This is a genomic window from Neorhizobium sp. T25_27 (genome assembly GCF_002968565.1).
In the GTDB taxonomy this organism is placed as follows: domain Bacteria; phylum Pseudomonadota; class Alphaproteobacteria; order Rhizobiales; family Rhizobiaceae; genus Neorhizobium; species Neorhizobium tomejilense.
In genome coordinates, this window is record NZ_PVBJ01000001.1 from 1,062,819 (window position 1) to 1,081,967 (window position 19,149).

The window sequence follows — 19,149 nt, forward strand, 5'->3', positions numbered from 1 at the left end:
GGCCGCTTTCGCGGCCCTTTTCATTGGAATTCAAAGATCTGGCGGAAAATGCCGGGGGCGATCAGCGACAGCGGGTTGACGGTCAGCCTCGGCTTCTCGAACGGGCCTTCGAGCTTGAAGGTGATGCCGAGCAGGCCGCGATCGCGGCCGTTGCCGAGAATGGCGCCGATCAGCGGCAGCTCGCCGAAAAGTCGGTTCAGGCCGTAAGCCGGCATGAACGTCCCGGTCATCTCCATATTGCCCTTGGAATCGCGCACCAGGCCCTGGAAGGTCGCACCGATCTGCTCGCCGCGCACCACGCCGTTTTCTATGGCGAACGAGCCATTCCGATAAAGCAGGCTTGCAAAACCGCGTTGGAATTTTGCCGAATTGACATCGATGTTCTTTTTCGTGGCCGTATTCAGGCTGCGGCCTTCCTGATCCGGCGTCGCCACGAGAGACTGGAGCTTGGTTTCGTTGACCAGCGCGAAATTGCGCAGGTCGATCGCACCGGTCCAGGCATCGCCCTGCGCCTTCAGGCGCAGGTTCAGGAGCCCGCCGCGCATGTTGTCGTAGAGGTTCATGAAGCGGATGATAGCGCCCGCATCGCCGCTGGTGATCGAGATCGTGTCGCCTGCATTCATCTCGCTGACGACCGCCTGACCGCTTTCCGTCGAGCCGGAAAAATCGGCCGTCGAGATATTGCCGCCGCGGCTTGAAAACAGGAACGACACGTTCGAGAGGGTCTGGTCGTTGAAGCCGATCATGCGGTCGAGCTTGCCGCGCACGGTGGCGTTGCTCGTATCGTCGTCACCGCGCTTGGCGCCGCTGCCGCTCTTTCCGCCTCCGCGGATCTTGGTGACGACAGGTCGCATATCGACGACGGAGCCGCTGATCGAGACGTCGAAATTACCCTTGGCGCGTTTGACGCTCACCGCATAATTGTCGGACGGCGAGAGCTGCATATGCGAGAAGTCCGCCGACGTCAGGCTCCCGCCATTGAGCACGAAGCTGCCGCGTGCGCCAAAACCGTCGCCGGAGAGTTCGAAGTTGCGGATATCGGAACGCCCTCCGGTGTCAGACAGCTCGAACTGCGCCTTTGCTGGAATGCCGCCGCCCTTGGTCCAGCCGAGCCACGGGATGGAAAGCGTCGCCCGGCTGAGATCGAGCGAGACTGTCTGACGGTTTTCGTCGATCCGCGTCAGCTGAGCCGTCACCGTCCCATCAATGACGTCGGAGAGGCCGGGAGCGAGTTTTTCTCGCTGATCGTTGTTGAGAACGGTCTTGATGATCCGCTCGCGCTTCGTCGGAGAGCCCGGACCGACGGGTTCGACCAGCGTGATATCGGCCGGCACATCATCGATCTTTCCTTTGGCGCTGAGCCGTGCCGTCAGGTTGTCGATGTCGAGCATGCCATCCAGATCGCCGATCTTGCGACCTGAAAATTGCGGGCCGAGATCGACGCCTTCGAGAGCGACATGGGCGTTCCAGGTGGGCTTCGGCGGGTTGTGCGCCAGGATCAACCCCATGTGGGCCTTGAGATCGACGCGCGCATGGCCGGTAAAATCCTCCGGCTTGAATTCGGTCCCCTTCAACGCGTTGATCGGCCGGAAATTCGCAAGCTCGGTCATCGCGTCGGCAGGTCCGGCAATCTTGAGCGAAAGGTCGGCCATCAAAGGCTTGGCATAGGTGGACGGGATCGAGAACCGGCCGCCTTCGACGGCGACGAAACGACCGGACGGGAAGAAGGAGGAGGCGCGCGCGACATCGACCTGCATCACCTCGCCCTTCAAATCAAAGCGGCCGTCGATATCGCGCAGCGGGGGCACGTCGCCTGGCAGGTTGATCCGGGCATTGGCGAGATCAAAGCCGATCTGCAGCTCGTTCTTGTCGAGCTCCATCGGAATGCCAGGCCCCTTCATCCGGCCGGCCGGAATGAAGACGGCGATCGAACCGTTGGTAATGGTGCCGCCGAACATATTGTCCATCACCCAGTCGCGCGGTTTCCGCGCCATCCAGAACGGCCAGAGCTGTTTGACCCCGGTCACTTCCATATGCGGCAGTTGCGCCCCGAAACTGATCTCTGGAGACTGGTTGCCGAACCGTACCTTCAGGGATCCGGCCATGCGGCCGAGGGGGCTGGAAACCGCCATTTCATCGAACTGAAGCTCGCGATCCGCCGACAGGTAGCGCCCGTTCGCCTTGAGATCGAAGCGCGCCGGCTGCTCGCTTGTCGTGGCGCCGACGGCCGTCGCCCCGCTGATCAGAACGTCGAGGCCGAAACCGGGGCGCTTGTCGTCCGGATTGAGCCTGTCGAGATCGATCATCGCGCCCGTGAACGGCAGGATGGTCGGGCCGAAACGGGCCTCGGATTTCAGCAGCTCGATCGAATTCTTCGAAAAGTCGTAGGCCACGTTGATATTGGCGCCGCTCAAGGTCTGTTGGATGCCGTCGAAATAGAAGTGGCCGGGCGACTGGCGAAGGGTCGCGGTGATAGCCGGCTTTACGGCCTCGCGTGAGCGAACCGCCGAAAGATCGAGATCGAGGGAGCCCTCGATCCCCTCGCGCGGCCGGCCATCCTCGGTTCGCTGCAACATGAAAGATGTCACCTCGAGGCCCGTCAGTTTGGCCGAGAGTGACGAGGTGACCCCCTCGACGGTCTTCGACGCTGCCACGAGAACCGCCTTGCGACCGTTGAGGCTGATCGCACCGTTGATCTCGACCTCTCCTTCGGCGCTGCGCGTCAGCTCGAGATCGTCGACGACCAGCGCGATCGGCTTGCGTCCAGGTGCTGCCGGCAGCAGGATTTCGATGCCGGCGATGCTGACGGAGCCCGTCCCGGTTCGTTCGATGAGCGCGCGAGCTTCGTCGAGGCGCTGGAAAATCTCTTCCAGCAGCGCCGGCATGGCATCGATGCGGACTTCCGAGATCGGCAACGGATCGCCGGAGGGCAATTGCGCGGTGTCGAGACGGATATGTTCCGCCTCCATATGCTTGATCGACACCCGGCCACCGAGAAGCGCCAGCGGATCGACCGCCATGCGCATGGCGCCGGCGCGGCTCAGATGTTGGCCGGTCGCCTGTTCGACGATATCGACGTCGCGTGCCTCAAGCGCAAGGCGCAACCTCGAATCGAACCGGATGGCCGTCGAGCCGACGGTGGCTACGTAACGCGGACCGATGGCGTTGTTGATGGCGCTCTGGGCGCGCGACGAAAGCGTGCTGTCGACCATGCCGCCCTCGATCGCGAAAACGGCGCTGCCGATCGCAAGAAACACCAGCAGGAGGAAAAGCAGCACGGTCTTGCCGAATCGCCTGCCCCGCCGGCTTGGCAGCGGGCAATGCACGATGATCGGATCCTCCACCTGCGCGGAAGGCAATTCATGCAGCGGAACGAGTTCTTTCCGGCTGAAACTGACCCTTTCTCCGCGAATTTCCGACATCAGGTTGAGGACTCGTCTTTCTGCAATGGTATTCGGACCGGGCGCGACTGCTCTGGACGTCGCTCGGGCGAATATATACCGATTGCGGCAAATATCACTCACGATACCGGCGAAAGAAAGGAAATCCATGGCCGACCTGACCATTGGCGACATCGCACCGGACTTCGAACTTCCACGCGACGGCGGCGGCACCGTTTCCCTCAAGGCTTTTTCGGGAAAACCCGTCGTCCTCTACTTCTATCCCAAGGACGACACCGAGGCCTGCACCAAGGAGGCGATCTCGTTTACGGGCCTCCTGGCCGAATTCGAAAAGGCCGGTGCGCCGGTCATCGGCGTATCGCCCGACAGCGTCAAGAAGCATGACAAGTTCGCCCAGAAACACGCGCTTTCGGTCATTCTCGCCGCCGACGAGGACACTTCCCTTGCCAATCTCTACGGCGTCTGGAAGGAGAAGAGCATGTATGGCCGCACCTATATGGGTGTGGAACGCACGACCTTCCTGATCGGCGCCGACGGGCGCATCGCCCGGATCTGGTCGAAGGTGAAGGTAAAAGGGCATGCCGAGGAGGTGCTAGAAAGCCTCAAGGCGTTGTAAGGCAGGAGGCATCGATGTCGGGCGAGTTTTCGATCACGTCGCTTCGGGGCGGCGCAACGGCGGCAATCCTGTCGGCCGATCTCGATATCAAGACGCGGCTGGCACAGGAGACCGCCACCCGCTGGTTCGAGCGGCGGCTGTCGCTCCGCTCGCCGCTCGATCCGCCCCTGCCCGAGCGGCCCGGCCGGCCGGCAAAGCCCGAGCTGGTGCCGCCGAAGGCAGTTGGCAAACGTTCGCTGCACACCGTCAACGGCCGTATCGCGACGCTGCATGCGATCGCCCATATCGAGCTCAACGCCGTCGACCTGGCGCTCGACATCGTCGCCCGCTTTGCGACCGAACCGGTGCCGAACTCCTTCTTCGACGGATGGATGCAGGTGGCTTTCGAGGAGGCCAAACATTTCCGGATGGTGCGGGCTCGGCTGAACGACATGGGTGCCGACTATGGCGACATGCCCGCCCATGACGGTCTCTGGCAGGCGGCCCATTCCACCCGCAACGACCTCACCGCCCGCCTTGCCGTCGTGCCGCTCATTCTCGAAGCCCGCGGGCTCGACGTAACGCCATCGCTGCAGGCGAAGATGCGCGAGACCGGCGATCTCGAAAGTGCAGCCGTTCTCGACGTGATCTACAATGACGAAAAGGGCCATGTAGCAATCGGCGCGAAATGGTTCCGCTTTCTATGCGCCCGTGAGCGGAAGGACCCGGCAGCGACGTTCCAGCAGCTGGTGCGGGCCAATTTCCGCGGATCGCTCAAGGCGCCATTCAACGATATCGCCCGGGCCGAGGCGGGCCTGACGCCATCATTCTACAGGTCGCTGACCTCCACCAGCTACGCCTGAACGCCTCGATTAAAGCGTTCGTTAACCATATCCATGTGTAATCCCGACAATGGGAACAGCGGCCGGACGAGTCGCATCTCCGGGAGATCCGCGTGGCGAAGGGAACCGAAAACCGGGTGTTTGGGAAGCGGGCGCCTCAGCACGTTCTCATTTTCGCCAGCGGTGAAAAGATCCGCCACATGACGATCCGGCCCTGGATGGCCGCGTTGACCTTCTGTTTTCTCGGCGTTTTCGCGATCGGCTATCTCGGTGCCACCTCCTATCTGGTCATCCGCGACGACCTGATCGGCGCGACCATGGCGCGGCAGGCTCGCATGCAGCACGATTACGAGGATCGGATCGCCGCGCTGCGCGCCCAGCTCGACCGCATCACCTCGCGCCAGCTTCTCGACCAGCAGGTGGTCGAGCAGAAAGTCGAGAAGCTGCTGGAACAGCAGAACGCCCTCTTTTCGCGCCACGGCAAACTTGGTTCTCTTCTGAACCGCGCCGAGGAGTCCGGCCTCACGACGCCGGGAACACCGGCACCGACCGTGCTTCAGCCGCCGGCCAAGGAACGCCAGGCTTCGCTTTCCGGTGGCAGCGGCGGCGTCAAGGCGATCGAGAAACTCCTCTCCGGCGAAACCTCGGCCACACCGCTCCAGACGTCGACCGCGCTTGGTTATGCGCCGCTCCGCGAAAACATCGCCGACAGGGCCGATCGGGTCTTCTCCAGAGTGACGCTGTCGCTGAAGAACATCGAGAAGGAACAGCTTGCCAAGATCGCCAACCTGACGACCGGCGCCTCGGAAACCGCAGATGCGATCGCCGCAATCCTGAAGCGAACAGGCGTCGAGGTGGCATCCGCAGACAAGGTGACGGAAGACGCCACGAGCGGCGTTGGTGGCCCCTATGTCGCACCGCAAACCCAGATCGGTGCCTTCGATGCCTCGCTCGACGAACTCGATGCAGCACTCAGCCGGCTGGAAGCCGTGCGCGAGACGGCGCGAGACCTACCCTTCGGCAATCCCGCGCCCGGCCGTCCGGTCACCAGCCGCTACGGCAACCGCATCGATCCCTTCCTCGGCCGGCTTGCGCTGCATGCGGGCATCGATTTTCAGGCCTCGACCGGCGACGACGTGAAAAGCACCGGCGCCGGCAAGGTGGTTTCGGCCGGCTTCACCAGCGGTTACGGCAACATGGTCGAGATCGACCATGGCCAGGGCATCGCCACACGCTACGGCCACATGTCGAAAATCCTGGTGAAGGAAGGTGACGAAGTGGCTGCCGCGGACGTGATCGGCAAGGCAGGCTCGACCGGCCGGTCCACCGGCCCGCACGTCCACTACGAGGTCCGCCGCGACGGCAATCCCATCGATCCCGTGCACTTCCTCAATGCCGGCATGAAGCTCACCACCTACCTCAATTGAGGTAAGCTGTCGGCCAAAAGGCAATCCTTTGCCGGCGGAACGATAGCCGGCTTGCCCCGCGAGCATCTTCATTCACCAATCCGGCGGCCAATCGCCTTGCTTTCCTTGACTTTTGGACATTTTGGTCCTATGTCGCGGGCCAGTTGTCGAGCAGCCATGCATCGACTCCCATAGTGTTCGTACAGAACCGGAACGGAAACAGAATTCCCTTTGACCACATTTGCTGATCTTGGCCTGAGCCAGAAAGTCCTCTCCGCTGTCACAGACGCGGGTTATACGATCCCCACGCCCATCCAGGCAGGGGCGATCCCGCATGCTCTGCAGCGCCGCGATATCTGCGGCATCGCCCAGACCGGCACGGGCAAGACGGCCTCCTTCGTTCTCCCGATGCTGACGCTTCTGGAAAAGGGCCGCGCCCGCGCCCGCATGCCGCGTACGCTGATCCTCGAGCCGACCCGCGAACTCGCCGCCCAGGTCGCCGAAAATTTTGAAAAATACGGCAAGAACCACAAGCTCAACGTCGCGCTTTTGATCGGCGGCGTTTCCTTCGACGACCAGGACCGCAAGCTGGAACGTGGCGCCGATGTGCTGATCTGCACGCCCGGCCGCCTGCTCGACCATTGCGAGCGCGGCAAGCTGCTGATGACCGGGGTCGAGATCCTCGTCATCGACGAGGCCGACCGCATGCTCGACATGGGCTTCATCCCGGATATCGAGCGGATCGCCAAGATGATCCCCTTCACCCGGCAGACGCTGTTCTTCTCGGCCACCATGCCGCCGGAGATCCAGAAGCTCGCCGACCGCTTCCTGCAGAACCCGGAACGGATCGAAGTCGCCAAGCCTTCGTCGACCGCCAAGACCGTGACGCAGCGCCTCGTCGCTTCGCACAACAAGGACTATGAGAAGCGCGCCGTGCTGCGCGATCTCATCAAGGCCCAGGACGATCTGAAGAACGCGATCATCTTCTGCAACCGCAAGGTCGACGTCGCCGATCTTTTCCGTTCGCTCGAGCGGCATGGCTTCTCGGTCGGCGCGCTGCATGGCGACATGGACCAGCGTTCGCGCACGACGATGCTGCAGAATTTCCGCGACGGCAATATCCAGCTGCTGGTCGCCTCCGACGTCGCCGCGCGCGGCCTCGACCTGCCGGACGTCGGTCACGTCTTCAACTTCGACGTACCGATCCATGCGGAGGACTATGTCCACCGCATCGGCCGCACCGGACGCGCCGGCCGTTCGGGCCGCGCGTTTACCCTCGTCACCCGCTCCGACACCAAATATCTCGCTGCCATCGAGAATCTCATCAACGAGAAGATCGAATGGCTGAACGGCGACATTTCCGCCCTTCCGGCGCCGATGGAAAGCCATGAGAGCGAACGTGGTGGTCGCAAGGGCCGGGATCGTGATAAGGAGCGCGGTCGCGGCAGACGAAGCGATTCGGGACGTGCTGATTCTGGGCGCGGGGATTCGAGTCACAAGGCTGACACGAAAATTCAAGATAATCCGATTGAAGCAGTCGAAGAGGCATTTGTGGAAGCTAGGGTGGAAACCGTGAAACCGGAACGCAAGGCAGACAGGAAGCCGCAGAACAGTGGCGGCAACCGCAACGCGCGGCCGACACCTGCCCCGGCACCCGCAAACGACGACAATCGCGAGCGTCGCCAGCGTTACCACCGCGATCACGACGACGGCCCTACCCCGATCGGCTTCGGCGACGATATTCCGGCTTTCATGCTGATCGTCGCAAACGGCGGCAAGGCTTAGCACTTCCGTGTTCACGCCCGGCGTTGATTTCCCTGGCGTCGGTGCCGGGCTGGTGATTCTGCGCGACGACGGCAAGGTTCTGCTTTGCCGTCGCCTCAAGGCGCCGGAAGCGGGCTTCTGGAACATTGTCGGCGGCAAGGTCGATCCGATGGAACCTTCCTCGGAAGCCGCCCGCCGCGAGGCGGAGGAAGAAACCGGCCTCACCATCGGCAAGGTCGATTTTCTCTGCATGGCCGAGGAGATCATCGAGGCCGACCGGCAGCACTGGGTGTCGCTGATCTACGTCACCAGGGATTTCACCGGCGAACCTTCACTCACGGAGCCCGACAAACTGTCGGACATCGGCTGGTTCGACCCTCACAACCCGCCTCTGCCGCTTTCGGCCTTTTCCGCCAAGGCCTTCGCGCATCTTCCGAAATGAACTCAAGCGAAAGCCGCTCCGGAAAACCGAAGCGGCCGACTTGATGAAATCATTTTGACAGAATTTCCGGACGCGACCCTGGTCGAGATTCGGCAGCCCACGCCCCTCAATACCAGGCGAACCTACGCTCTTCACATTCCGTCCAGCAAGTTGCGAAATCTAGCACTCGGGGATCCAAGTTCAGGATTTCGAGTTGGCGCGCACGGCCGCGTCGAATGCGAGCCGCACCCATTTGCGCATCTCGTCAGGATCGTCGAAGGCGTCTTCCGGCACCGACCAATAGGGCATCAGCACCGGTTTCCCCTTCTTTCCCTCATAGAACCATTGCTTGGCGCCGGCCGCTTCGAATTCCGGCGCGCTGACGGCATCCACCTTCAGCATGATCTCGCCGCGCAGGTCGATCGCAACGATCAAACCGTCGTGATAGATGCCCTTGCCGCCGAACATGCGGCGGATCGAGACCGGGCCGAGCCCCTCGAACATTTCCTCGATGTCGGAATTGTCCATTCGCCTACCTTTTCAAAATCCCGCCGGCGGCCGTTACCGCCTCCGGCGTATCCACGTCCAGATGGGCGGCAGGACCGATATCAACGTCGATCACCGAAAGTCCGGAGTTTTCGATGATCGCACGCGCTCCGACATCGCCTTCCAGCCGCAATACGGCATCGAAAGCGATTCGCGGGAGAATGATCGGGTTGCCGCGTTTTCCATCCGAGACCGAACGGACCACGACCCCGCCGCCCGCCTGCCGGAACGCGGCGATCAGCGTGTTCAGATGCTCCGTGGTGACGCCCGGCATGTCGGCTAGCATGACCAGGATGCCGTCCTTCTGGGCCAGTTCCGGATTGGAGAAACCGGCAACCAGCGAACTTGCCATGCCGGAAGAGTAGTCCGGATTGAAGTGAGAACTGATATCGAGGCCGGCCAGCGCGATCTCGATCTCGTCGCGCCGATGACCGGTCACTGCGACCACCGGCGAGGCCTGCGACGCCAGCAGGATACCGGCGGTGCGGCGGACAAGCGGAATGCCGTCGAACTCGGCGAGCAGCTTGTGCGGCCCGTCCTTGCCCATGCGCCGCGCCTGGCCGGCGGCAAGCATCAGGGCACCGACAGACAATGTCGCCGCCTTTTCCGCCGTGGCATCGCGCGGGCGCGGGCGGGTCGGGATTTCCATCAGCAGGCCGCCGACGCCCATGCCGGTGATATCGAAGGAGGTCGGCGTCTCGCCGGCCATCAGCCGGTTCAGCACCCAGTCGAAACCGTTTTCCTTCGGGGAACGCGCACAGCCCGGCGCACCCAGCACGGGGACCTTGCCGATCCGCCCGAGAACCAGCAGATTGCCGGGGTCGACGGGCATGCCGACCTGATCCACCTCACCGCCCGCGCGGCGGATGGCGGCCGGAATGACGTCGTCGGGATCGGCCACAGCCGAGGCGCCGAAGACGATAATCATAGCCGGCTCATTAATTTCCTCCAGCCGAAGCCGCCGAAGAACCTCGGTAAGGCGTTCGGCGGAATGGGGAATGCGGATCTCTTTTATTAGCCGACTACCGGATGGTGCGAGCCTCTGCTCCAGCAGCTTCGCGGTCCGATCCATGACCGACACTTTCAGCGAAGGAAGCTCCGTCGCGACCAGCGTCACCGCACGGGGACTGAAGGCCTTTACCTCGAACGCCACCGATTCTGCCAGCAGCGCCACGGCTTCCGCGACCTTTGCCCCGCCAACGGCAAGCGGAATGATCTTCACCGTCGCCACCATGTCGCCGGCGCGCACCGCCACATGGTCGTCAAGACAGGCGAGCGTGATCGCCGGATCGATGCGGTTCAGCCCATCGACCACCTTCTTGTCGGCGACAAAAAGCCCATCCACCCTGGCATAGATGTTGACGCGGCCGGTCGTCGCCTCCGAGAAACGCAGATTGTCGGGCGCGATCGCATCGGCGATCGCCTGGGCCGCGTCGTCCTCCAGCATGTCACCGGGATCGAGCCGGACCGCTACGACGGATGCGACGCCTTCTTCCGAAAGTCGGGCGATATCCTCTCGCGAGAGAAGTTGTCCCTTCGACATGCGGCCGGCGGCCAGTCTGATACTGTGCGCCAGCACCACACCTTCAGCTTCGCCGAGTTCGAACGTCCCGTATCTCATGACGTCACCCCGCGGTGACGAGATCGCGCCGGCGGAACGCCTGGACGATCTGGGCCAGCGTGGCGAGCGCGATCTCGGCAGGGCTCGCGGCCCCGATGTCGAGGCCGATCGGAGCGGCTATACGGCCGATCTCGTTGTCGTCGCGGCCCATTTCCTTCAGCCGCTCCACACGCTTCGCATGGGTTTTCCGGCTGCCGAGCGCGCCGACATAAAAGCACCCGACCCGCAGCGCTTCGGAGAGCGGGAAATCGTCGATCTTCGGATCATGGGTAACGGCCGCCAGTGCCGTATAGGCGTCGAGCGGGCGATCCTTCAACACGTCTTCCGGCCAGTCGGCGATCAGCTCGACACCCTTGAAACGCTCCTCGGTCGCAAAAGCCGTGCGCGGATCGATGATCGTCAGGTCATATCCGGCGACCGGGGCCAGTCTCGCCAGTGCCTGGCTGATATGCACGGCGCCGATCACCACGATGCGCGGCGGCGGCAGATGCACGTTAAGGAACAGCGACCGGCCTTCGACCTCGACAGTCCCCGCCTTGCCGCTGCGAAACGTCCTGGCGATCTCCTCGTCGAGCGGACCGGACGCGGCCTCGCCTTCGAGGATGACCCGCGTGTCATCGCTGGCAAGATCGGTGACGACCACGGCAGCCCGGCGGGAACGCCTGGCGGCGTTGAGTTTCGTCAGTACCTCGAGCTGCATCAACCGAGCCTTTCCACATAGACGCGGATCCGGCCGCCGCAGGACAGGCCGACCCGCCATGCGGTCTCGTCGGCAACGCCGAATTCCAGCATTTTCGGAGCGCCGCTCTCGATGACGTCGATCGCCTCCGTGATGACAGCGCCTTCGACGCAGCCGCCGGAGACGGAGCCTTCGAAATTGCCTTCGCCATCGATAACGAGATGGCTGCCGGTCGGCCGCGGAGCCGAGCCCCAGGTCTCGATCACGGTTGCAATCGCCACGTTGCGGCCGGCCTGCTTCCAGCTCTCGGCGGTCAGCAACGGGTCCAGAATTTCGGAAACAGTCATGCGACCCTCCTCATGTCCAAATAGCGCCGCGGGTCCGCGGCCTTTGTATGATCATCCGACAATGCAATCGCCAAATCGGCAAGTGAGCGCAGGTTATGGACGGCGCGAAACTCGTCCACATGCGGCAGCATGGCGCGTACGCCCCGCGCCCGGGCCTCGAAACCATCGAAGCGCAACAGCGGGTTCAACCAGATCAGGCGGCGGCAGGAACGGTGCAGCCGGTCCATTTCCCGTGCCAGTTCCTCGACGCCCTCTCGCTCAAGGCCGTCGGTGATCAACAGCACGACGGCGCCCTGCCCCAGCACGCGGCGGGACCAGAGCCGATTGAATTCGGCAAGCGTCGCGCCGATCCGCGTTCCGCCGGACCAGTCGCGCACCGCATCGGTGCAGCCCGAAAGCGCCTCATCCGGATCGCGGCGGCGCATCTGGCGGGTGACGTTGGTCAGCCGAGTGCCAAACAGGAAAGTATGCACCCGGGTGCGCTTTTCGGTCAGCGCATGCAGGAAATGCAGGAAGATCCGGGTGTACTGGCTCATCGAGCCGGAAATATCGGCGAGCACGACCAGCGGCGGCGGGGCCGTCTTTCGCTGGCGGAACCGCGGCAAAATGAGATCGCCGCCGCTCTTCATCACCTGGCGCATGGTGGCGCGCGGGTCGATCCTCGGCGGGCGGCTGGACGGCCGGAACCGCCGAGTCGCCACCTTGTCCAGGGGCAGAGCGAGCTTGACCAATTGGCGCCGGGCTTCGGCCAGTTCCGCCGCGCTCATCTGGGCGAAATCCATGCGCTTGAGGATTTCGCCGGCAGAGGTCGTGAAGCGGGAGTCCACTTCGATCTCCGGCGGTTTCTTGCGGTTCGGGGTCTCCGGCTGGTCGGCGGTCAGCGCCTCGCTGACGCGGGTGGCGCCAGCCTTCTGCTTTTCCCTCTCGCGATTGTCGACAGCCTTCGGCGACATCATCGCGATCATCTTGCGGACCAGATCGCGGGAACGCCAGAACAGGCGAAAGGCCTCGTCGAAGACAGGCTGGTCCTCGTGGCGCTTGACGAAGACGGCCGACAGCGCCGCGTGGAATTCCTCGCGCGAACCGATGCCGATCGCATCGACCGCAGCAATTGCGTCGCCGGCAGCGACAGGCCCGGTCTTCAGCCCGGCACGACGCAATACGCGGGAAAAATAGACGAGATTGTCGGCGAGCCGGCCATCATCGCCAGACCTCCCCAGACCGAACCCACCAGCGCCGGCCGGGACCGGGGGCACGATCATTCCGTCATCGCTCAAGCCTGCCATGGCCCCTATCCTGCTGCCAGAAGTTCGGCCTTCACTTCGGAAAGCACCCGTTCGCCCTCTCCGCCTTTGATGCGGGCGATATCGTCCTGATATTTCAAGAGCGTACCGAGCGTATCGGCGATCGTTTCCGGATCGAGGGCGATCCGGTCGAGCTCTGTCAGCGCCGTCGCCCAGTCGATGGTTTCGGCAACGCCGGGGTTCTTGAAGAGATCGACTGTCCGCAGCCTCTGCACATAGGCGACCACCTGCCGCGACAGGGTTTCGGAGCATTGCGGCACCTTGCGGCGGATGATCTCCAGTTCCTGTGCCGCATCCGGATAATCGACCCAGTGATAGAGGCAGCGCCGCTTCAGCGCGTCGTGGATTTCGCGGGTGCGGTTGGTGGTGATGATGACGATCGGCGGCTCCTCGGCCTTGATCGTCCCAAGTTCCGGGATCGTCACCTGGAAGTCGGACAGGACTTCCAGCAGGAACGCTTCGAAGGCCTCGTCCGTGCGGTCGAGCTCGTCGATCAGGAAGACCGGCGCCGGACCACCCGGCTGGCCAAGCGCCTGCAGCACCGGCCGGCGGATCAGGTGGCGTTCGGAAAACAGGTCTGCCTCGATCCGGGTGCGATCCTTGACGCCGGATGCTTCCGAAAGCCGGATGTCCAGCATCTGGGCCGGATAGTTCCACTCGTAGACCGCCGAGGAGATATCGAGGCCCTCGTAACACTGCAGCCGGATCAGCGGCCGGTTCAAGGCCTTGGCCAGCGTCTTGGCAATCTCGGTCTTGCCGACGCCCGCTTCGCCTTCGAGGAAGAGCGGGCGTTTCATCTTCAGCGCCAGGAAGATCACCGTGCCGAGCGAGCGTCCGGCAAGATAATCCTCGGCGCCCAAAAGCGCGATCGTCTCATCGATCGAGGTCGGTAGAGCGCTCGTTTTTCCTTCAGGCATAATCACACCCTTTCAGACGGCATCCTATAAGCTGCGAAAGCCGCGATCCAGATAGATGAGCGAGGGGTTCGCCTCGCCGAAATGCATGGCCTTCACCTCGCCGAACATGACGAAATGGGTCGAAACCCGTTTTATGTCGGTCAGCCGGCAATCGAAGCTGACGACGGCATCGGCCAGCACGGGAGCGCCGGTCACCAGCGTCTTCCAATCTCCGAGCGCAAACCGCTCCTCGGCGGGAACCCCGCTCAGGCCCGCAAACCCCGTCGCCAGCGCCTGATGATGCGCCGCCAGCGAATTCAAAGCAAAGACGCCACTCCTCTCGAAGATGGCATTGCTCGCGTTGCTGCCGTTCAGGCAGACGAGCACGGTCGGCGGGTTGTCCGAGACAGAACAGGCTGCCGTCACCGTCACGCCGCGCCGCACGCCTTCGAATTCCGTCGTCACAACCTGGACGTGGCCAGCGTATCGTGCCATGCCGTTCCGGTAGTGGACGGGATCGAGGAAAGGCTGGTCCGTCAAAGGCATCTCTTGAAAGGCATCGGAGGACTGCTGTCAGTCCCGCATTACTCTTTGAGATATGGTGGCAAAAACCCTTGATGTCCACCGGAGTTGCGGCTTTTTACTTCGACAAGCCGATTCTCTTTGACGGCTGCAATCAGAAAGCTAAATGTCGCTTCAAGAAAGAATCCCAGGAAAAACATGACAGCACGACGTTTCATCATCGCCGGACTGCTGGCTTCGTTTCTCGGATGCGGATCGGCACCGGCGGCAGTGATCGGGGTGGTCGCGCCGCGCTCCGGCCCATACGCACCGCTTGGCACCCAGGTCTTTCAGGGCGCACGCGCGGCAGCGGAAGCGGGCGGCGACACCGTCGTCGAGATCGACGAGAGCTGCGATGAAAACGGCGGCGCTGCCGCCGCCAAGAACCTCGCCAACGCGAAAGTGTCCGCCGCTGTCGGTTTCCTCTGCGTCGAGACGCTCTCCACCGCATTGCCGCTGCTGAAGGCCGCGCAGATCCCGGCCATTACCGTCTCGGTGCGCTCGAAGATCCTGATGGAAGACACGCTGCGCAACGGCTGGCCGTTCTTCCGCATGGCGCCGGCCGAAGGCGACGAGGCGGAGAAACTGTCCGAAACCATACTCAGCATATGGAAGGCGGAGCCGATCGCGCTGGTCGAGGACGGTACGATCTACGGCCGCGAGCTCGCCAGCGCCATCCGTCAGCGCCTCGAACCGATGGGCATCACGCCGATCTTCACCGACACGTTCCGACCTGGTCAGGAGCAGCAGGTGGCGCTGGTGCGCCGTCTCGCCAAGGCGGGGGCAAGCCATGTGTTCGTCGGCGGCGACCGCAATGACATGGCGATCATCGCCCGCGACGGCGCTTCGGAAAACTTTCCCCTCACCTTGCTCGGCGGCGATAACTTGCGTGCGGCCAACCGTCCGGTTCCTCTGCGCGAGGGCGTCCTGGCCGTCGCCCTCCCCGACTATGCCACCCTGCCCTCCGCGGCGACGGCCGTCGCAGCCCTGCGCGCGAAAAATATCGATGCGGACGGTTATCTGCTGCCTGCCTATGCCGCGACCGAACTTGTTCACCAGGCGGTGACCGCGGCGACAGGCCAGCCCCTGGCGCAGACAATCGGCAGCCGTTCCTTCAATACCGTGATCGGCCCGATCGCCTTCGATCGCGGTCACGAACTGAAGGACAATCCGTTCCGCCTGCTCGAATGGCGTGGATCCACGTTCATCCTGTCGCGTCCGGCGACAGACTGACGATTGTTCCGCCCACGCCGCAATGTTAGAGGGACCGTCGACAACCGGAGACTTCGACCCATGACGCTCGCCACCGCCCTGCCGATCCGCATCGCCCCGTCCATTCTCGCGGCCGATTTTTCAAAGCTCGGCCAGGAAGTGCGCGACGCCGTCGAAGCGGGAGCCGAATGGGTCCATCTCGACGTGATGGACGGGCATTTCGTGCCGAACATCTCGTTCGGTCCTGATGTCATCAAGTCGCTGCGGCCTTATACCACCGCCTTTTTCGACTGCCACCTGATGATCTCACCGGCCGATCCCTACCTCGAAGCCTTCGCCAAGGCCGGATGCGACGGCATTACCGTGCATGTGGAGGCCGGGCCGCACCTGCACCGCTCGCTTCAGACGATCCGCTCGCTCGGCAAGAAGGTCGGCGTCACGCTCAACCCGGCAACGCCGCTCTCGGCGATCGAAAACGTGCTGGACGATATCGACCTGATCCTGATCATGAGCGTCAATCCGGGATTCGGCGGGCAGAAGTTCATTCCGGCGATGACCGACAAGATCCGCGCTGCCAAGGCGATGATCGGCTGCCGGCCGATCGAGCTGGAAGTCGACGGCGGCATTACCGCCGACACGATCGGCGCGGCAACCGCTGCGGGCGCCAATGTCTTCGTTGCCGGATCTGCGGTTTACAAAGGCGAAGGAATCGCGGCCTATCGTGAGAACATCGCGCGGCTGAAAGCTGCGGCGGAGGACGGACGCAGATGATATCAGCCTTGCGATCTTCGGTTCCGGCACTTGCGGCGATGTTGTTCGCCGGTTCCACATCCGCGGCCGATATCGCAAGCGTCCGCCCGATCGGCTTTTCCTCCGACGGCGCGGTTTTCGCTTTCGAGGAATACGGCATCCAGGACGGATCCGGCTTCCCCTATGCCAATATTTACGCACTCGACCTCAACAAGGATACCTACCTGCCGGGAACGCCGTACCGCGTCCGGCTGGAACAGGATGGAGCGACGATCGCCAAGGCCCGCTGGCAGGTGCACAATGATGCGGATGGGATGATCGAAACCCACGAGCTCGCCAATCATCCAGGCGAACTCGTCGCATTCAACCCGATCACCGAGATCGGCAACGAGCCCCATCAGCTGCGCTATCGCAGCGTTGCGGCCGTACCGCCGGTCGGAGAAGCCAATACGCTTGTCCTCGACGAAGTCCCGCAACCGCTCGGGCCCCAATGTGAAGGCATAGTCGAAAAGACGGTCTCCTTGCGCCTTCGCTTTACCGAGCGGAACGGGAAGCCTGTCAACGACGTGGTTCACGAAGACCAGCGCATTCCAGCCTCCCGCGGCTGCGTCACCGGTTACCGGCTCGCCGGTGTCGTCAGCGGCTCGTCGCTCGAAGGCGCTCCGGTGGAAGTCGCGTTGATCATGGTCCTCAGCGCCGGTTTCGAGGGCCAGAACGGCCGCTGGATCGCCGTTCCGGTCAAGACAGCGCCGTAATCCTGTTTGATTGCCTCAAAAACTTGAGCTTCGCCGCGCTTCTTGCTACAGCGCAGCCGACACTCGTGAAGGAAACGACAAGCCCATGATCCCCCGTTACTCGCGGCCCGAAATGGTCGCCATCTGGTCGCCCGAAACAAAGTTCCGCATCTGGTTCGAGATCGAGGCTCATGCCTGCGATGCGCTTGCGGCAATCGGCGTGATCCCGAAGTCGGCAGCGGAGACGATCTGGGCAAAGGGTGGCTCGGCCACGTTCGACGTTGCCCGCATCGACGAGATCGAAGCCGTCACCAAACATGACGTCATCGCCTTCCTCACCCATCTCGCCGAATTCGTCGGTCCCGACAGCCGCTTCATCCACCAGGGCATGACGTCTTCGGACGTGCTCGACACCTGCTTCAGCGTACAGCTGGTGCGCGCCACCGACCTGTTGATCGCCGATATCGACAAGCTGCTCGAAGCGCTGAAACGCCGCGCCTTCGAGCACAAGGACACGGTCACGATCGGCCGCAGCCACGGCATCCACGCGGAACCGACAACGTTCGGCGTCAAGCTCGCCCAGGCCTATGCGGAATTCGACCGCAACAAGACGCGCCTGCTCGAAGCCCGCGACGAGATCGCCACCTGCGCGATTTCCGGCGCCGTCGGCACGTTTGCCAATATCGACCCCCGCGTCGAGGAACACGTCGCCGCAGCCCTGGGCCTGAAGCCGGAACCGGTCTCCACCCAGGTCATTCCGCGTGATCGTCACGCCATGTATTTCGCCATATTGGGTGTGATCGCCTCGTCGATCGAACGGCTGTCGATCGAGGTCCGCCACCTGCAGCGCACCGAAGTGCTCGAAGCGGAAGAGTTTTTCTCGCCGGGCCAGAAAGGCTCGTCGGCTATGCCGCACAAGCGCAACCCGGTGCTGACCGAGAACCTGACGGGCCTTGCCCGCATGGTGCGCTCCTACGCGTTGCCGGCGATGGAGAATGTGGCACTCTGGCACGAGCGGGACATTTCCCATTCCTCGGTCGAGCGCATGATCGGCCCGGACGCGACGGTAACGCTCGATTTCGCGCTCGCGCGCATGACCAGCGTGATCGACAAGCTGCTCGTCTACCCTGAGAACATGATGAAGAACATGAACAAGTTCCGTGGTCTTGTTCACTCGCAGCGGGTGCTGCTTGCCCTTACGCAAGCCGGGGTCTCCCGCGAGGACGCCTACCGTCTCGTGCAGCGCAACGCGATGCGGGTCTGGGAAGAAGGCAAGGATTTTCTCGAGGAACTGCTGGCGGACCAGGAAGTCCGTGCCGCACTTTCCGAAGAGGACCTGCGCGAAAAGTTCGACCTCGGCTATCACACCAAACACGTGGACACGATCTTCCGCCGGGTCTTCGGCGAGGCTTGATCTTGACCCTCTGCGAACACAGATAAGCGCCATGAAGGCATCCGAAGCAGATATATTGATCGTCCCCGGCTACACCAATTCCGGGCCGCATCACTGGCAGACCCGTTGGGAGCAGAAGCTGACGACGGCCCGCCGGGTCGAGCAGGAGGAATGGTCGAAGCCGGTGCGCGAGGACTGGGTCACACGTGTCGCCGAAGAGGTGAACCGTGCGACACGGCCCGTCGTCATCGTCGCCCATTCGCTCGGGATCCCGACCGTCATTCACGCCGTTCCGCTGTTCACGAAACCGGTGGCCGGCGCCTTTTTCGTGGCTCCGCCGGAAGTGGACAATCCCTCCATCCGGCCCAGGCACCTGCAGACCTTCGGCCCCTACCCGCGTGATCCGCTTCCCTTCCCGTCTCTGACGGTCGCAAGCCGCAACGATCCCTTCGGCTCCTATGAACATGCGGACGACATCGCTTCCGCCTGGGGCTCGATGCTGGTCGATGCCGGGGAAGCCGGCCACATCAACCAGGATTCCGGCCATGGGCCGTGGCCGGAAGGAACAATGGTTTTTGCCCAGTTCCTCAGTCGCCTCAAGCCTTGAAAATACGACAGAATAGGCGTTGACCCCTAATTTTCGGGTGCGTCAATTCGAACGGCATTTTTAAGCTGGA

Annotated in this window: 18 protein-coding genes; 10 read left to right on the plus strand and 8 right to left on the minus strand. The window is 62.9% G+C overall.

Translation table 11 applies throughout. The features are described from left to right. Nucleotides 1-20 precede the first annotated feature (20 nt). Nucleotides 21-3,422 (minus strand): AsmA-like C-terminal domain-containing protein, encoded by a 3,402-nt coding sequence (locus C5J24_RS05325; RefSeq protein ID WP_105416107.1) that lies wholly within the window; start codon nt 3,420-3,422, stop codon nt 21-23. A gap of 127 nt (nt 3,423-3,549) precedes the next feature. Between C5J24_RS05325 and bcp the strand changes: the two genes are divergently transcribed. The 5 genes from bcp to C5J24_RS05350 all read left to right on the plus strand — a co-directional run bounded on the left by bcp (nt 3,550) and on the right by C5J24_RS05350 (nt 8,450). Next, nucleotides 3,550-4,017: a thioredoxin-dependent thiol peroxidase gene (bcp, locus tag C5J24_RS05330; RefSeq protein WP_105416109.1), complete on the plus strand. Its 468-nt coding sequence runs from the start codon at nt 3,550-3,552 to the stop codon at nt 4,015-4,017. A gap of 14 nt (nt 4,018-4,031) precedes the next feature. Beyond that, complete coding sequence (locus C5J24_RS05335; protein WP_105416111.1) at nt 4,032-4,859, plus strand: ferritin-like domain-containing protein; 828 nt, start codon at nt 4,032-4,034, stop codon at nt 4,857-4,859. A gap of 92 nt (nt 4,860-4,951) precedes the next feature. After that, nucleotides 4,952-6,265 carry a M23 family metallopeptidase gene (locus C5J24_RS05340; protein WP_105416113.1) on the plus strand — a complete coding sequence of 438 codons (1,314 nt, stop codon included), beginning with the start codon at nt 4,952-4,954 and terminating at the stop codon, nt 6,263-6,265. 210 nt (nt 6,266-6,475) lie between these two features. Next, nucleotides 6,476-8,029, plus strand: a complete 1,554-nt coding sequence (locus C5J24_RS05345) for a DEAD/DEAH box helicase (protein ID WP_105416115.1) — start codon at nt 6,476-6,478, stop codon at nt 8,027-8,029. A 7-nt stretch (nt 8,030-8,036) separates the two neighbouring features. Next, the gene (locus tag C5J24_RS05350; RefSeq protein WP_105416117.1) at nt 8,037-8,450 is read left to right on the plus strand and encodes an NUDIX domain-containing protein; all 414 of its coding nucleotides are present in this window, start codon (nt 8,037-8,039) and stop codon (nt 8,448-8,450) included. A 180-nt stretch (nt 8,451-8,630) separates the two neighbouring features. On the opposite strand, the gene C5J24_RS05355 is transcribed toward C5J24_RS05350, so the two are convergent. Genes C5J24_RS05355 through C5J24_RS05385 form a run of 7 tightly spaced genes read right to left on the minus strand, consistent with a single transcriptional unit; the run spans nt 8,631 to nt 14,368 of the window. Continuing rightward, nucleotides 8,631-8,957, minus strand: a complete 327-nt coding sequence (locus tag C5J24_RS05355) for a TfoX/Sxy family protein (RefSeq protein WP_105416119.1) — start codon at nt 8,955-8,957, stop codon at nt 8,631-8,633. Between the two features lie 4 nt (nt 8,958-8,961). After that, a complete protein-coding gene (locus C5J24_RS05360) occupies nt 8,962-10,596 on the minus strand; it encodes an NTP transferase domain-containing protein (protein ID WP_105416121.1) in 1,635 nt (544 codons plus the stop codon). A 4-nt stretch (nt 10,597-10,600) separates the two neighbouring features. Beyond that, the gene (locus C5J24_RS05365; protein WP_105416123.1) at nt 10,601-11,296 is read right to left on the minus strand and encodes an XdhC family protein; all 696 of its coding nucleotides are present in this window, start codon (nt 11,294-11,296) and stop codon (nt 10,601-10,603) included. Further along, nucleotides 11,296-11,622, minus strand: a complete 327-nt coding sequence (locus C5J24_RS05370) for an XdhC family protein (protein WP_105416125.1) — start codon at nt 11,620-11,622, stop codon at nt 11,296-11,298. Before C5J24_RS05370 ends, C5J24_RS05365 begins: the two co-directional genes overlap by 1 nt. Beyond that, nucleotides 11,619-12,884, minus strand: a complete 1,266-nt coding sequence (locus C5J24_RS05375; protein WP_245446550.1) for a VWA domain-containing protein — start codon at nt 12,882-12,884, stop codon at nt 11,619-11,621. The genes C5J24_RS05370 and C5J24_RS05375 overlap by 4 nt, the downstream gene beginning before the upstream one ends. Nucleotides 12,885-12,913: 29 nt before the next feature. After that, entirely contained in the window at nt 12,914-13,843 is a 930-nt protein-coding gene (locus C5J24_RS05380; RefSeq protein ID WP_105416129.1) for a MoxR family ATPase, read from the minus strand. A gap of 24 nt (nt 13,844-13,867) precedes the next feature. Beyond that, nucleotides 13,868-14,368 carry a flavin reductase gene (locus tag C5J24_RS05385; protein WP_105416131.1) on the minus strand — a complete coding sequence of 167 codons (501 nt, stop codon included), beginning with the start codon at nt 14,366-14,368 and terminating at the stop codon, nt 13,868-13,870. 174 nt (nt 14,369-14,542) lie between these two features. On the opposite strand from C5J24_RS05385, the gene C5J24_RS05390 reads away from it, so the two are divergent. From C5J24_RS05390 to C5J24_RS05410, 5 genes are all read left to right on the plus strand, one after another. Beyond that, entirely contained in the window at nt 14,543-15,616 is a 1,074-nt protein-coding gene (locus C5J24_RS05390) for an ABC transporter substrate-binding protein (RefSeq protein ID WP_105416133.1), read from the plus strand. A 60-nt stretch (nt 15,617-15,676) separates the two neighbouring features. After that, nucleotides 15,677-16,366: a ribulose-phosphate 3-epimerase gene (rpe, locus tag C5J24_RS05395; protein ID WP_105416135.1), complete on the plus strand. Its 690-nt coding sequence runs from the start codon at nt 15,677-15,679 to the stop codon at nt 16,364-16,366. Next, nucleotides 16,363-17,100 (plus strand): DUF2259 domain-containing protein, encoded by a 738-nt coding sequence (locus C5J24_RS05400; protein ID WP_105416137.1) that lies wholly within the window; start codon nt 16,363-16,365, stop codon nt 17,098-17,100. The genes rpe and C5J24_RS05400 overlap by 4 nt, the downstream gene beginning before the upstream one ends. Nucleotides 17,101-17,185: 85 nt before the next feature. After that, on the plus strand, nt 17,186-18,493 hold the full coding sequence (gene purB, locus C5J24_RS05405) for an adenylosuccinate lyase (protein WP_105416139.1): 1,308 nt from the start codon (nt 17,186-17,188) through the stop codon (nt 18,491-18,493). Nucleotides 18,494-18,524: 31 nt separating this feature from the next. Further along, nucleotides 18,525-19,079, plus strand: a complete 555-nt coding sequence (locus C5J24_RS05410) for an alpha/beta hydrolase (protein WP_105416141.1) — start codon at nt 18,525-18,527, stop codon at nt 19,077-19,079. The last annotated feature ends 70 nt before the right edge of the window (nt 19,080-19,149 follow it).

Excerpts from the sequence above, each read along its gene's own strand:
- C5J24_RS05325 (WP_105416107.1), bottom strand. The coding sequence starts at position 3,422 with ATGTCGGAAATTCGCGGAGAAAGGGTCAGTTTCAGCCGGAAAGAACTC.
- bcp (WP_105416109.1), top strand. The coding sequence starts at position 3,550 with ATGGCCGACCTGACCATTGGCGACATCGCACCGGACTTCGAACTTCCA.
- C5J24_RS05335 (WP_105416111.1), top strand. The coding sequence starts at position 4,032 with ATGTCGGGCGAGTTTTCGATCACGTCGCTTCGGGGCGGCGCAACGGCG.
- C5J24_RS05355 (WP_105416119.1), bottom strand. The coding sequence starts at position 8,957 with ATGGACAATTCCGACATCGAGGAAATGTTCGAGGGGCTCGGCCCGGTC.
- C5J24_RS05360 (WP_105416121.1), bottom strand. The coding sequence starts at position 10,596 with ATGAGATACGGGACGTTCGAACTCGGCGAAGCTGAAGGTGTGGTGCTG.
- C5J24_RS05365 (WP_105416123.1), bottom strand. The coding sequence starts at position 11,296 with ATGCAGCTCGAGGTACTGACGAAACTCAACGCCGCCAGGCGTTCCCGC.
- C5J24_RS05370 (WP_105416125.1), bottom strand. The coding sequence starts at position 11,622 with ATGACTGTTTCCGAAATTCTGGACCCGTTGCTGACCGCCGAGAGCTGG.
- C5J24_RS05375 (WP_245446550.1), bottom strand. The coding sequence starts at position 12,884 with ATGATCGTGCCCCCGGTCCCGGCCGGCGCTGGTGGGTTCGGTCTGGGG.
- C5J24_RS05380 (WP_105416129.1), bottom strand. The coding sequence starts at position 13,843 with ATGCCTGAAGGAAAAACGAGCGCTCTACCGACCTCGATCGATGAGACG.
- C5J24_RS05385 (WP_105416131.1), bottom strand. The coding sequence starts at position 14,368 with ATGCCTTTGACGGACCAGCCTTTCCTCGATCCCGTCCACTACCGGAAC.
- C5J24_RS05390 (WP_105416133.1), top strand. The coding sequence starts at position 14,543 with ATGACAGCACGACGTTTCATCATCGCCGGACTGCTGGCTTCGTTTCTC.
- rpe (WP_105416135.1), top strand. The coding sequence starts at position 15,677 with ATGACGCTCGCCACCGCCCTGCCGATCCGCATCGCCCCGTCCATTCTC.
- C5J24_RS05400 (WP_105416137.1), top strand. The coding sequence starts at position 16,363 with ATGATATCAGCCTTGCGATCTTCGGTTCCGGCACTTGCGGCGATGTTG.
- purB (WP_105416139.1), top strand. The coding sequence starts at position 17,186 with ATGATCCCCCGTTACTCGCGGCCCGAAATGGTCGCCATCTGGTCGCCC.
- C5J24_RS05410 (WP_105416141.1), top strand. The coding sequence starts at position 18,525 with ATGAAGGCATCCGAAGCAGATATATTGATCGTCCCCGGCTACACCAAT.